The following is a 12,143-nucleotide window of genomic DNA, read 5'->3' as shown; positions in this document are numbered from 1 at the left end:
TACTTAATTTGTACTTTTTATTTTTTTTATTGTTTCTGTTAAATGATTTTTACTCTTTTCAAGATGATCTAAATACAAGTCTGTTGTTGTACAACTCTGTGTATTAAGGAGACCTCGATCTTGACAGCTTTTTAATTTAGTATTTAATTCTTTTTCGCGAATAAGAATATCCCTAATAAAGGTTAATCTCTCTGTAATGTAGTTAGAGTTCAAACGGAAAAATCGCTTTCGTTCATTAATCTTATTAAATTGCTCAACTAAATTGTTGGAAAGTAATAAATTTAAACTAGTGGAAACCGAACTTTTACTTGTTTGTAGATTCTCTACTAATTCGTCAAAAGTTACCCCATCTTTATTATTGACAAACGTGATATATGTATATATCTGTGCCGTTAGCGGCGAAAGCCGGTGGACTTGCTCGTGATGAGCACAATAGTCTTGGAATAATTGTATTACATCAGGATGTGGTTCTTTCATTATATATTTAAAATAAAACTATACAAAGATAAAATTAGTTCGGATTAAACAAAACTAAGTGAACTAAAAATACTCGCCTATTTGTGTGAAAATGTGTTAAAGTTTGGGTTTTTGTTGAAATTGGGTTTCCTTGCATCTGCTTGATATTGTGTCAGTAAGGAAATAGTGTTTTTTTGTTTAAAATTTTTATTGAAAAATATTGCTTGTAAAATAAAAATAGCGTTATATTTGCAATCTCAAATGCGGAAGTAGCTCAGTTGGTAGAGCTCCAGCCTTCCAAGCTGGTTGTCGCGAGTTCGAGCCTCGTCTTCCGCTCTAAAACTAGATGTCAGTTTTAAAATATCATCACCTTTGCGGAAGTAGCTCAGTTGGTAGAGCTCCAGCCTTCCAAGCTGGTTGTCGCGAGTTCGAGCCTCGTCTTCCGCTCTAAAAACTAGATGTCAGTTTTAAAATATCATCACCTTTGCGGAAGTAGCTCAGTTGGTAGAGCTCCAGCCTTCCAAGCTGGTTGTCGCGAGTTCGAGCCTCGTCTTCCGCTCTAAAAACTAGATGTCAGTTTTAAAATATCATCACCTTTGCGGAAGTAGCTCAGTTGGTAGAGCTCCAGCCTTCCAAGCTGGTTGTCGCGAGTTCGAGCCTCGTCTTCCGCTCTTAAGCCTAAGTCATCTTAGGCTTTTTTTATGAAGTGTATTAAGACAAAAAAACCTCTTTAATTTTATTAAAGAGGTTTTTTTTATTTTAAGTCGTTTAAGTTACTTCCAGTAGGGATTTCAATAGCTTGTTTGTTTTGTCGGAAAATACGTGCACTTAAGTCTCCTTTGAGTACTATATTATCACCATTTACTTCAAGCCAACTACCTTCGCGCAAACCAACTACAGGTTGAGTGTTTATAGTATGAAATTCGTTTATTCTTGTTTCCCTTGTTTCCCCCATATGTGTACTTTGAGGTAGAGGATCTAAATAATGTGGATTTATATTAAAAGGTACAAAACCAAATGTTTTAAATGTAGGAGGATAAGTGATTGGCATGTCATTGGTTGTTTCCATGGTTAATCCACAAATATTGCTTCCCGCACTACATCCTAAATATGGAGTGCCATTATTTACTTTTTCTATAATTTTATTTACTACATCATTTCCATATAGTTGTTTAACAAGCAAAAAAGTATTTCCTCCTCCGATAAAAATTCCTTGGGCATTCTCTACGGCTTGGATTGGATCTAGTGTTTGATGGATGCCAACAACTTCTTTATTTATTTTTTTAAAACTTTCTCTTACTTTTTCAGTGTATTGATCATGTGTGATTCCGCTAGGTCTAGCATAGGGAACAAATAAAATTGTGTGGGCTTGGCTAAAGTGCTTCTCTAATGTAGGGAGTAGGTAGTCAAGAAACTCTCCACCATATAAGGTAGAGGTACTTGCAATGATTATATTTTTCATAGTTATTTCTTGGTTTATTATTTCAAAACACTAAAGTAATTTTAGTATTGCTAAATACCAAAGAATAATTGCTTTTAACGTTTTAAGGCAATGATTAGTGCTTATAAATTCCTTGTTTTACGGTTTGTATATATCGTTTAGTTATAGTCTGTCAGCTCTTTTCTTTTAACATAAGTTTGCAGTTTTAAAATTTTTATATCTATTTTATTAGGATATTTTTACTGCAATATAAGTAATTGCTATGAAGTTAACTTTTTTGTTTTTCTTTTCCTTATTTTCATGGACACTTATTTCTCAAGAGCATAAGGTTATAAATGGAAAAATTGTTTCTAGATCTAAGGATCTGGAAGGGATCTATATAGCTAATGTAAATAGTGGGCAAAATACGTTGAGTAGCTTAGGTGGTTACTTTAATTTAAGTGCTAGTCTGGGGGATACTCTAATGTTTTCTAACTCTTCTTTTTTAGCTTATCAACATGTGTTATCCAAAAAAGACTTTGAAAGAGATATTATTCTATTTCCTTTAGAACCTAATGAGTTTTATACCAAATTAGATGAAATTGTTATTGTAAAGATTACCCCTGAATCCTTAGGGTTAATTCCAGAGGGTACAAAACGACTTACACCAGCAGAAAGAAGCTTATATACAGCTACCTCTGGCGGGGGGCTTATTGCAGTTGATGCGCTTGTAAATTGGGCTTCTGGTAGGACAAAAATGCTTAAGCAAGCAGTCGCTTATGAAAAACAGGAGCTTAAGAAGGAAAAGATACTCAATTTGTTTGATGCTCAGAGATTATTTAAAGATTTTGGTATTCCTTTAGACTATGCACAAGGTTTTGGTTATTATGCGGCTAGTGATGCACAGATGTCTGTTTTATTAAGTGGCGGTACGATCGAAAAAGAGAAAATACATTCTCGTTTGGGTGAATTATCATTAGATTTTATTGAATTGATTCAAACGAAGAATAATAGTAGTGTTAAAGTAGGGCCTTAAAGTTAATTTAGCTAATGCTTTATGTGTTTTATAGTGCTTTAAAATAATAAACTTTGTAAATTTGTAAAATATAAAGTTCTAAATTAGAAAGATATGTTCGGAATAGGAGGAGGAGAATTGTTTTTTATTCTATTAATAATTCTTATGTTATTTGGTTCAGATAAAGTTCCTGAAATGGCTCGAACTTTTGGTAAGTTTATGGCTCAAGTTAAGAATGCAACAAATGATATTAAGCATGAGATCACAAAAAATGTTGATGAGGCTGGTATTACTGAGGAGATAAAAGAAACCTTTAATGTTGATGTAAATCCAATAAAGGATATTCAAGAAGAGGTAAATAAGCAAAAAGAAGCCTTCGAGAATATAACAGGACCAATTAAAAGATTGCCTTAATGATTGAAAGTTTAATTTCTTTAGATAAACAATTGATGGTTTATCTAAATAACTTTGGGACGCCTCAATGGGATCCCTTTTGGTTATTTATTACAAAGCAATTTAATTGGGTTCCTTTTTTTCTTGTGCTGCTTTTTTTGGTGTACAGGAAAGTAAATATAAAAACCCTTGGACTGATATTGTTATTGTTAGCTGTATTGATTACTGTAACGGATCAATTCACCAATTTAGTGAAATGGACCTTTCAAAGGCCTAGACCTTGTAATACTGGTGATATTCAAGAACAGCTAAGGATTGTTAGATGTAGTGACACCTTGAGTTTTTTCTCAGGCCATTCATCAAACTCTACGGCTACAATGACTTTTTTATTTTTTATTTTAAGACGTTATTATAAGTGGGCTTTCTTGGTGTTTATCTTCCCTTTGATTTTTGCATATAGTAGAATTTATTTATCAATGCATTTTCCTGGAGATATTTTGGTAGGGATGCTGGTAGGAATAGTTATTGGAAGCTTATTTTTCCAATTATATAAACGTTTAAAGCGTAAGTATATAAACTACTTTGGGTAGTTAAAAATGTATAAAGAAAAACCTCTAAGGATCACTTAGAGGTTTTTTTTATTTTACTCTTGAGATAGTTAATCCATCTCTGATTGGTAGAAGTACTGTTTCTATACGAGGGTCTTCCTGTAAAAGTCTATTATATTCATTTAATGCAATAGTGCTCTTGTCGTTGTCTTTTATTTCTTCTAAAACTTTCCCTGACCACAATACATTATCTGAAAGAATTACTCCACCTTTATTCATTTTTTCCATTACTAAATGAAAATAATTAGTATAATTTGGTTTGTCAGCATCTATGAAAACCAAATCATATTTTTTATCTAGTGTAGGAATAATATCTATTGCACTTCCTAAATGCTGGGTGATTTGTTCTCCTTGCCCTGATAAGTCGAAGTATTTTCTTTGAAAATCAATTAACTCTTCTTTAATATCAATAGTATCTATATGCCCATTTTCACGTAGTCCTTCTGCAAGACATAAAGTAGCGTATCCTGTGAAAGTACCAATTTCAAGAATGTTTTCTGGACGTATAAGTTTTGAAATTATACTCAAAAATCTTCCTTGAAAATGACCGCTTAACATGCGTGGTTGTAGTATTTTTTGATGGGTCTCAATGTCCAATTGCGCTAGTAGATCTGGTTCGTTTTCAGAATGAGCAGTTGCATAATTTTCTAATTCAGTAGATATAAAGTGCATTTTTGTGTCTAATTAAAAATATGTGCTGCAAAGATAAATCTTTATTGTATATAGAAAAAGAAAAGGAGGTAACAGATTTTATTCGAGGTAATTTGCGTATTTTTAGTACTTATTGTTATTTTATTTTCATGAAAAAAGTTTGGAATTTCATCAAGGTACTACTTGGGTTAGTTGTTGTTTTGACAGTGGTGGTTTATATTTTTAATTTACAATATTTAGTTACAGCTATAAGGAATACAATATTACGTGGACACTCTACCGCTTTTTTAGAGGATTATAAGTATTTACCAACTCGCCTTATTGATACCGGTACTCTTGTGGATCCTTGGTCTGTTTCTAAGGATTACAACAAAGCGGCTATGCCTAAATCATTAGAAGATACTTTAACTAATCTAGAAACTACTGCTTTTTTAGTGATTAAAAAGGATAGTATTTGGTATGAGAGGTATTTTGATGGATATGATAAAGATACTAAAAGCAATTCCTTCTCAATGGCTAAAAGTATTGTGGTAGCTGCATTAGGTAAAGCAATTGAACTTGGATATATTACTAGTTTACAAGAGAAAGTAATTTATTATTTGCCAGAACTCAAAGGGGAGTATAGAGATAGTCTTAAGATAATTGATCTTGCAAGAATGTCTAGTGGCTTACATTGGGATGAAACCTATTATAGCCCTTTTTCTATTACTACTAAAGCATATTTTGATCGTGATCTAAGGCAAGTGATGTATACATTACCTATTGATCAGATGCCTGGACAAGAATTTATTTATAAAAGTGGGGATACGCAGTTGTTAGCTATGGTTTTAGAAGAGGCCACAGGTAAGAATCTTTCTGAGTTTGTTAGTGACTATTTTTGGAAACCAATGGGGGCAGAAAACCCCGCTTTGTGGCAATTAGATTCTTCCAACCAAGGTATAGAAAAGGCGTTTTGTTGTTTTACTAGTAATGCCAGAGATTTTGCAAGATTTGGTAAACTTTATCTACAAGACGGGAAGTGGAATGATGAGCCAATCCTAGATAGTCTTTTTATAAAGCAATCTATTACCAAACAATTTGAAGATTCTCCAGAGTACGGATTAGGTTGGTGGTTAGTAGATTTTCAAGGAAAGCAGTATTATTATATGAGAGGTCATTTAGGTCAATTTGTTATTGTAGATCCTGTGGATGAGCTTATTATTGTCCGTTTAGGGCATAAAAAGGGGGTGCAAAGAGAGGATGATCCTCATAGTGATGACTTATATATCTATCTACAAGGTGTAACGGATATGATGAAAAATTACAATGTTAAATAAATGTTAAACAATACTTGCTGTGTAATTTGCATATATAAAATATGTAATTTCGAGTATCAAGATTAGAAAAAAAATGAAAAATAATTGTAAACATACCTATATGATTAAATTCCTTTTAAAGGGATAGGGGGTGTTGTATATAATACTTATTTTTTAGAAAATATATAATGTAGCCTCCGATTGTATCGGGGGCTTTTTTTTTAGACAAAATGAAAATAACAATGGTTTCAAAATATTTTATGCACGGTATTTGTTATAAAGGTATGTTCAAGCAACTTACCATTAAGGAAGTTGTGTCTATTCAAAAGAAGATTTAGTATAATTATTATTATTTGTAAAATAATATAAGTGTTGTGTAGGTCCTTTTGATAGTAAAATATCTAAAGGACCTTTTTTTATAGTTTATAAGTGGTTAGTTTAAAGTAAAAAAAATGAAAAAAGAAGTTTTAAAAGTATTGGGTTTTTCAGCAAGAAGTAGACAGTTTGCAGTAAAAACAGAGAGTTTCTCCTTAACAGTGGAAGATGGGCGTGAGCTTGTACGTCGAAGAACTAAAGAATCTCAGGAGCTTGAATTAGCTGCTTTAGCTGGGAGTTTACACTCTATTGGTTTTTTAATAGGTACAACTTTAAAATTAGATTTAAAATCTATTCAGATTGAAGTCCAAGGACATATTGCCGACCCATACAAAGTTCCAGAGTCCTTAGAAGATTTTCGTAAAATAGATGTTATTATAAAACCAAGTTCGGAGGCTTCTATTGTTGTATTAAAAGAATGGATAGATGCCGTTAAAACTGCTTGTCCTGTATTTTCAGAATTTCGTAGTTCTACTCCGACGATAATTACTTTAGTGAAGGATTATGATCAGGTAAATGTGGCTTAAGTTATAAGATGCAGTACTTTTAAAGGGTAAACCGTTTTAATTAGAGTTATTAGTTTATTTTTGTTTTTTAATTTTCAACTAAATCACTCTTGAAAGATACTACTTCTACTTTATTGCAGGTTAACAATTTATATGTTGATTTAATACATAATAAGGGTAATGTCTCTTTATTGCGTGACATTAGCTTTTCTATTAAGAGCAATGAGATAGTTGCAGTTGTAGGGGAAAGTGGTTCGGGTAAAAGTCTTACTGCTAAGGCAATTATGAATTTGCTTGATCCTAAATCTTTAAAGGTCAATAGTGGTGAGATACTTTTTAAGGGTAACAATCTTTTAGACTATTCGGTTAAACAATTTAGAGAAATTCAAGGTAAGCAAATTGCTATGGTCTTTCAAGAGCCTATGACTGCCTTGAATCCCACAATGCGTTGTGGTAAGCAAGTTTTAGAGCTTCTATCTTTGCAGGATGTAAAATCGAGTAAGAAAGAATTAAAGCAAAAGGTACTGCAGCTTTTTTCACAAGTTAATTTGCCAGATCCTCTTACCATATACAATAAATATCCTCACGAGATTTCTGGTGGGCAGAAGCAAAGGGTAATGATTGCTATGGCAATCAGCTGTAATCCTAGTTTACTAATAGCAGATGAACCTACTACTGCTTTAGATGTTAGTGTGCAAAAGCAGATCATCGAACTACTTCTTGATTTGCAAAGAAAAAACAAGATGAGTATTTTGTTTATATCTCATGATTTAGATTTGGTATCTTCTATTGCTGATAGGGTTATTGTTATGTATAGAGGTGATATTGTTGAGAGTGGTTATACCTCTGAGGTATTTAATAATCCTTCAAATACCTATACCGAAGCATTATTAAACGCTAAACCTAAGGGAGATTATCGTTTACTTCGTCTACCTACAGTGGAAGATTTTCAGAACAATACTGTTGTTTTGGATAAGGAGACAAAGCAAATGAGAGATATTTATCATAAAGATCTTTATGCTAAGACTCCTATTTTGGAAATTAAAAATGTCATTAAAGATTTTTACACTAAGAAGAACTTATTTTCTACCGTAGTTTTTCGCGCCTTGGATGGGGTTTCATTACAGCTTTATCCTGGAGAGACACTTGGGCTAGTAGGGCAGAGTGGCTGTGGTAAATCCACTTTGGGTAATTTAATATTAAAATTAGATGATGTCACTAGTGGAGAGATTCTCTATAGAGGTAGTGATATTAGCCAATTATCACAGTCTGATTTTAGGCCTATGCGAAAGGATATTCAGATTATATTTCAGGATCCTTATTCGAGTTTAAACCCTAGGATGACTATAGGGAAAGCTATTTTAGAGCCTATTGCATTATATAACTCTAATTTTAGTAAGCAAAGGTGCTATGATAAGGCAATAGAAATACTAGTTAATGTGGGTTTATCAGAAAAAGATTTTTATAAATATCCACATGAATTCTCTGGGGGACAAAGGCAAAGAGTTGGCATAGCACGTTGTATTGCGCTAGAGCCTAAAGTAATTGTATGTGATGAATCTGTTTCTGCTTTAGATATTTCTGTACAAGCTCAAGTTTTAAACTTGCTAAATGATTTAAAGAAATTATATGGCTTTAGCTATATTTTTATCTCCCATGACCTTACTGTAGTTAGGTATATGTCTGATCGTATATTAGTTATGGATAAAGGGAGAATTGTAGAAGTTCAAGAAGCAGATGCATTATACAATAATCCCCAACACCCTTTTACCAAGGAACTAATTCATTGTAGTTTATAGAGTCTTCTCTTTAATAATTGTTTTAAACTCAATACCTAGAGAATCTAGTTCTTTCAAAATAGGCTCATAAAGTTGTCTACTTACAGGTATTTGTACTCCTGTTAAATCTACTTGTTTAGTTAATATTCTTAAAGCAGCGATGCCTAAAGGCAGTCCGACTGTTTTTGCCATTGCTGTAAAAGTAGAATCTTCTCCTATACAATGCATGGTAGAATCTAATTGATAATACTTGCGGTCTTGTTTATATTCTATTTGATGGTGCATAAGGACCATGTCTTTTTCATGTGAGCTCAAAGTCCATTTTTTCAATAAGATTTGCTCCATTAGTTGAGCAGGTGTTGCTCTTTTAAGAGCTAGTTTATTGTTGGGGTTAAACAGATCTAACTCTAAAATCTTTAACCATGTTTGCTGGTCAAGGGTATAAAGTATAGATTCTTCTATAGCAGTCTTAAAGTCCTTTGATTCTAAACTAGGTACAAAAAGAGAAATAAAATCTAGATTGCTAAATAGCTCAGTGTTTTCAATATAGTAAGAGTTATCTGTTAATCCAAGGTCTACTAGTACGCTCCAGGCCTTACAAAAGCCAGGCCTCCTAATAGTAGTACGTTGCATAGTTTGTATATTATCTAACCCATATATTTTTTGGTATTTACAGGAATCTCTATTAAAATAAACTTCAAAGTCTCCAAGTGGGTTATTTAAAAGGGACTCAGCTCTTTTAAATAAATTAGTATAAGGTATGTATTGTAATTTATTATTCCATAAAAATTTAGCTGGTCCGCCAGAACCTGCTAATACTACATTGGTCGGATTCCAGGTAAATTTGTAATTCCATAAGTTATCACAATTGCTTTGGCTAAGTAATCCCCCACAGTGAGATTTATAGGAAAGTATCTTGGCATTTTTTTGTTTAAGTTGATCCAAGAGGTGCATCGTACTTAGATGGTCGATACCTGGATCTAGTCCAATTTCATTAAGAAATAGTAATCCTTTTTGTTTAACCTGCTCATCTAGTTGTTGCATTTGTTCACTGACATAAGAAGCAGTAACAAGATTTTTGTTATACTCTAGACATTTTAAAGCAATCGAATATTGAGCTTGTACAGGTACCATGGATAGTACAATAGCACTTTGTTGGATTAAAAGGTCTATTTGCTTTGGTGTGTTTATATCTAGGGTATGTAAACATAAATTAGCGTTATCCTGTAGAGTTTTTAAGTATGGACTCCAGTTATAATCAGCTATATCTAGGATATAATCGTATTTAGGAGCATTATCAAGTAGATATTGTATAAGGTAGTTGGTAGATCTACCTCCTCCTATTAATAGAATATGCTTTGCCATAATTTATTATTTACGTGGTATTAAATATAAGAAAAACTAAGGGTAATTTAAATATTATAAGAGAAAGAAATTACTTAATCATTTATTAATTAGTATCTTTGAAAGAAAATTTAATGGCAAAAAATGTTATAGGTACTGCTGCTTTGATAGGTGCAATAGGCATCATTTTAGGAGCATTTGGAGCACATGGCTTAAAAAATATTGTTTTAGATTCACAAGTAGCTACTTTTGAAATTGGGGTTAGATACCAAATTTACCATGCTCTTTTTCTACTAGTAGTAGGTCTATGCGGACTAATTGGCTTATTTTCAGATAGAGTTATAAAAAATGTAACTATTTTGGTGATTATAGGGGTTTTATTTTTTAGCGGTTCTATTTATCTTTTGACATTTAAAGACTTGATTGATATAAAGTTAGCTTTTATTGGGCCAATTACCCCTATTGGAGGAGTATTTCTTATTTCTGCATGGTTAGTAGTTGCTTTTCAGGCATTTAAGGCTAAAAAATTTATTAAATAGGGTTTTGTCTATTTATATTTTAAATTTATTTCTAAGTTTGCATAAGAATTAATACACAACATAAATAATGAAAATGGATATTTCAGAATCAATTTCACTTGATAAATATGGTATTAAAGATGTTGTAGAAGTTATCTATAATCCATCTTACGACGTTTTATTTAAGGAAGAGACAAATCCTGCTCTTTCAGGAAATGACAAAGGAGTAGTAACTGAATTAGGAGCTGTAAACGTGATGACAGGTGAATTCACTGGACGTTCTCCTAAGGACAAATACATCGTTAAAGATGAAGTTACTGAAAATACTATTTGGTGGAATTCCACTGAATCTCCAAACGACAATAAGCCAATTGACAACAAAACTTGGGATGCTCTAAAAGAGAATACAGTTGAGGAGTTATCTGGTAAAAGACTTTTCGTAGTAGACGCTTTCTGTGGAGCTAACGAAAATACGCGTTTGAAGGTTCGTTTTATCATGGAAGTAGCTTGGCAAGCACACTTTGTTACTAACATGTTTATTCGTCCTACAAAAGAGGAATTAGCCAATTTTGGAGAGCCTGATTTTGTGGTAATGAATGCTTCTAAAAGCACATTTAAACAATATAAAGACTACGGTTTAAACTCAGAGGTTTACGTTGCTTTTAATTTGACAGAAAAAATGCAAATTATTGGTGGTACTTGGTACGGTGGAGAAATGAAAAAAGGTTTATTCGCAATGATGAACTATTATTTACCACTAGAAGGTATGGCTTCTATGCACTGTTCTGCTAATAAAGGTAAAGATGGAGATGTTGCTGTTTTCTTCGGACTTTCAGGAACTGGAAAAACTACTTTATCTACAGATCCAAAACGTGAGTTAATTGGAGATGATGAGCATGGATGGGATGATGAGGGTGTATTCAACTTTGAAGGAGGTTGTTATGCTAAAACTATTAATCTTTCTCAAGAAAATGAGCCAGATATCTACGGAGCTATCCGTCGTGACGCTCTTTTAGAAAACGTAACAGTAGATGCAGATGGGAAAATCGATTTTAACGATGGTTCTGTAACTCAGAATACACGTGTTTCTTACCCTATCGATCATATTGAAAATATCGTAAAACCTGTATCGAAAGCTGGACCAGCTTCTAAAGTTATTTTCTTAACTGCAGACGCTTTTGGTGTAATGCCTCCAGTTTCTATATTAACTCCTGAGCAAACTAAGTATTATTTCTTATCTGGATTTACTGCTAAGTTAGCTGGAACAGAGCGTGGTGTAACTAAGCCTGAGCCAACTTTCTCTGCTTGTTTCGGAAAAGCTTTCTTATCTCTTCACCCAACTAAATATGGAGAAGAATTAGTTAAGAAAATGGAGCAAAATAATGCTACTGCTTACATGGTTAATACTGGATGGAATGGTACTGGTAAGCGTATTTCTATTAAAGATACTCGTGCAATTATCGATAGAATCTTAGATGGTTCAATTGAAAAAGCAGAAACTACTATTATTCCTATTTATAATTTAGAAGTACCTAAAGCTTTAGAAGAAGTTAATACGGAGATTTTAGATCCTCGTAATACTTATGAAAATGCTGGGCAGTGGGAAGAGAAAGCTAAAGATTTAGCTGAACTTTTCATCGAAAACTTCAAATTATATTCTAATAATGAAGAAGGAAAAGCTTTAGTACAAGCTGGACCAAAATTATAAGAATTAACAATAGTTCAAAAAAATAAAAAAAAGCTCTTCTATTTTTAGAAGAGCTTTTTTTGTATATAGTCAAAAA

12 protein-coding genes and 4 tRNA genes are annotated in these 12,143 nt (G+C 32.7%); 12 read left to right on the top strand and 4 right to left on the bottom strand.

Annotated features, from left to right (window positions below):
- Positions 1 to 3 precede the first annotated feature (3 nt).
- Positions 4 to 477 carry a GbsR/MarR family transcriptional regulator gene (locus ACYSNM_RS03025; RefSeq protein ID WP_461755555.1) on the bottom strand — a complete coding sequence of 158 codons (474 nt, stop codon included), beginning with the start codon at positions 475 to 477 and terminating at the stop codon, positions 4 to 6.
- A 242-nt stretch (positions 478 to 719) separates the two neighbouring features.
- Between ACYSNM_RS03025 and ACYSNM_RS03020 the strand changes: the two genes are divergently transcribed.
- The 4 genes from ACYSNM_RS03020 (at position 720) to ACYSNM_RS03005 (ending at position 1,127) form a co-directional block, all read left to right on the top strand.
- A tRNA-Gly gene (locus ACYSNM_RS03020) sits at positions 720 to 792 on the top strand.
- Positions 793 to 830: 38 nt separating this feature from the next.
- Positions 831 to 903: transfer RNA gene (locus ACYSNM_RS03015), tRNA-Gly, on the top strand.
- A 39-nt stretch (positions 904 to 942) separates the two neighbouring features.
- Positions 943 to 1,015, top strand: a tRNA-Gly gene (locus tag ACYSNM_RS03010).
- 39 nt (positions 1,016 to 1,054) lie between these two features.
- A tRNA-Gly gene (locus tag ACYSNM_RS03005) sits at positions 1,055 to 1,127 on the top strand.
- 83 nt (positions 1,128 to 1,210) lie between these two features.
- Here ACYSNM_RS03005 and pepE read toward each other — a convergent pair.
- The gene (gene pepE, locus ACYSNM_RS03000) at positions 1,211 to 1,918 is read right to left on the bottom strand and encodes a dipeptidase PepE (protein ID WP_461755554.1); all 708 of its coding nucleotides are present in this window, start codon (positions 1,916 to 1,918) and stop codon (positions 1,211 to 1,213) included.
- A gap of 241 nt (positions 1,919 to 2,159) precedes the next feature.
- Between pepE and ACYSNM_RS02995 the strand changes: the two genes are divergently transcribed.
- The 3 genes from ACYSNM_RS02995 to ACYSNM_RS02985 all read left to right on the top strand — a co-directional run bounded on the left by ACYSNM_RS02995 (position 2,160) and on the right by ACYSNM_RS02985 (position 3,874).
- On the top strand, positions 2,160 to 2,912 hold the full coding sequence (locus tag ACYSNM_RS02995; protein WP_461755553.1) for a hypothetical protein: 753 nt from the start codon (positions 2,160 to 2,162) through the stop codon (positions 2,910 to 2,912).
- Between the two features lie 93 nt (positions 2,913 to 3,005).
- Positions 3,006 to 3,305, top strand: coding sequence for a Sec-independent protein translocase subunit TatA/TatB (locus ACYSNM_RS02990; RefSeq protein WP_461754381.1), 300 nt, complete (start codon positions 3,006 to 3,008; stop codon positions 3,303 to 3,305).
- Positions 3,305 to 3,874 carry a phosphatase PAP2 family protein gene (locus ACYSNM_RS02985; protein WP_461755552.1) on the top strand — a complete coding sequence of 190 codons (570 nt, stop codon included), beginning with the start codon at positions 3,305 to 3,307 and terminating at the stop codon, positions 3,872 to 3,874. The genes ACYSNM_RS02990 and ACYSNM_RS02985 overlap by 1 nt, the downstream gene beginning before the upstream one ends.
- Positions 3,875 to 3,922: 48 nt before the next feature.
- On the opposite strand, the gene ACYSNM_RS02980 is transcribed toward ACYSNM_RS02985, so the two are convergent.
- Positions 3,923 to 4,564: an O-methyltransferase gene (locus tag ACYSNM_RS02980; RefSeq protein ID WP_461755551.1), complete on the bottom strand. Its 642-nt coding sequence runs from the start codon at positions 4,562 to 4,564 to the stop codon at positions 3,923 to 3,925.
- A 128-nt stretch (positions 4,565 to 4,692) separates the two neighbouring features.
- Here ACYSNM_RS02980 and ACYSNM_RS02975 point away from each other — a divergent pair, with 128 nt between their 5' ends.
- The 3 genes from ACYSNM_RS02975 to ACYSNM_RS02965 all read left to right on the top strand — a co-directional run bounded on the left by ACYSNM_RS02975 (position 4,693) and on the right by ACYSNM_RS02965 (position 8,518).
- Complete coding sequence (locus tag ACYSNM_RS02975; protein WP_461755609.1) at positions 4,693 to 5,859, top strand: serine hydrolase domain-containing protein; 1,167 nt, start codon at positions 4,693 to 4,695, stop codon at positions 5,857 to 5,859.
- Between the two features lie 431 nt (positions 5,860 to 6,290).
- Positions 6,291 to 6,740: an OsmC family protein gene (locus ACYSNM_RS02970; RefSeq protein ID WP_461753513.1), complete on the top strand. Its 450-nt coding sequence runs from the start codon at positions 6,291 to 6,293 to the stop codon at positions 6,738 to 6,740.
- A gap of 89 nt (positions 6,741 to 6,829) precedes the next feature.
- Positions 6,830 to 8,518 (top strand): dipeptide ABC transporter ATP-binding protein, encoded by a 1,689-nt coding sequence (locus ACYSNM_RS02965; protein WP_461755550.1) that lies wholly within the window; start codon positions 6,830 to 6,832, stop codon positions 8,516 to 8,518.
- On the opposite strand, the gene ACYSNM_RS02960 is transcribed toward ACYSNM_RS02965, so the two are convergent.
- Positions 8,513 to 9,862 (bottom strand): saccharopine dehydrogenase C-terminal domain-containing protein, encoded by a 1,350-nt coding sequence (locus ACYSNM_RS02960; protein ID WP_461755549.1) that lies wholly within the window; start codon positions 9,860 to 9,862, stop codon positions 8,513 to 8,515. The genes ACYSNM_RS02965 and ACYSNM_RS02960 overlap by 6 nt on opposite strands.
- A 113-nt stretch (positions 9,863 to 9,975) precedes the next feature.
- On the opposite strand from ACYSNM_RS02960, the gene ACYSNM_RS02955 reads away from it, so the two are divergent.
- Both ACYSNM_RS02955 and pckA read left to right on the top strand, forming a co-directional pair.
- Positions 9,976 to 10,380 (top strand): DUF423 domain-containing protein, encoded by a 405-nt coding sequence (locus ACYSNM_RS02955; protein WP_461755608.1) that lies wholly within the window; start codon positions 9,976 to 9,978, stop codon positions 10,378 to 10,380.
- A gap of 73 nt (positions 10,381 to 10,453) precedes the next feature.
- Positions 10,454 to 12,067 carry a phosphoenolpyruvate carboxykinase (ATP) gene (gene pckA / locus ACYSNM_RS02950; RefSeq protein ID WP_461755607.1) on the top strand — a complete coding sequence of 538 codons (1,614 nt, stop codon included), beginning with the start codon at positions 10,454 to 10,456 and terminating at the stop codon, positions 12,065 to 12,067.
- Positions 12,068 to 12,143 lie beyond the last annotated feature (76 nt).

Source organism: Myroides sp. LJL116 (assembly GCF_054871685.1).
Note: the sequence above shows the minus strand (reverse complement) of the source record. Positions and strands in the feature narration are given on the sequence as shown.

Excerpts from the sequence above, each read along its gene's own strand:
- ACYSNM_RS02975 (WP_461755609.1), top strand. The coding sequence starts at position 4,693 with ATGAAAAAAGTTTGGAATTTCATCAAGGTACTACTTGGGTTAGTTGTT.
- ACYSNM_RS02970 (WP_461753513.1), top strand. The coding sequence starts at position 6,291 with ATGAAAAAAGAAGTTTTAAAAGTATTGGGTTTTTCAGCAAGAAGTAGA.
- ACYSNM_RS02995 (WP_461755553.1), top strand. The coding sequence starts at position 2,160 with ATGAAGTTAACTTTTTTGTTTTTCTTTTCCTTATTTTCATGGACACTT.
- ACYSNM_RS02990 (WP_461754381.1), top strand. The coding sequence starts at position 3,006 with ATGTTCGGAATAGGAGGAGGAGAATTGTTTTTTATTCTATTAATAATT.
- pepE (WP_461755554.1), bottom strand. The coding sequence starts at position 1,918 with ATGAAAAATATAATCATTGCAAGTACCTCTACCTTATATGGTGGAGAG.
- ACYSNM_RS02980 (WP_461755551.1), bottom strand. The coding sequence starts at position 4,564 with ATGCACTTTATATCTACTGAATTAGAAAATTATGCAACTGCTCATTCT.
- ACYSNM_RS02985 (WP_461755552.1), top strand. The coding sequence starts at position 3,305 with ATGATTGAAAGTTTAATTTCTTTAGATAAACAATTGATGGTTTATCTA.
- ACYSNM_RS02960 (WP_461755549.1), bottom strand. The coding sequence starts at position 9,862 with ATGGCAAAGCATATTCTATTAATAGGAGGAGGTAGATCTACCAACTAC.
- ACYSNM_RS02955 (WP_461755608.1), top strand. The coding sequence starts at position 9,976 with ATGGCAAAAAATGTTATAGGTACTGCTGCTTTGATAGGTGCAATAGGC.
- pckA (WP_461755607.1), top strand. The coding sequence starts at position 10,454 with ATGGATATTTCAGAATCAATTTCACTTGATAAATATGGTATTAAAGAT.
- ACYSNM_RS03025 (WP_461755555.1), bottom strand. The coding sequence starts at position 477 with ATGAAAGAACCACATCCTGATGTAATACAATTATTCCAAGACTATTGT.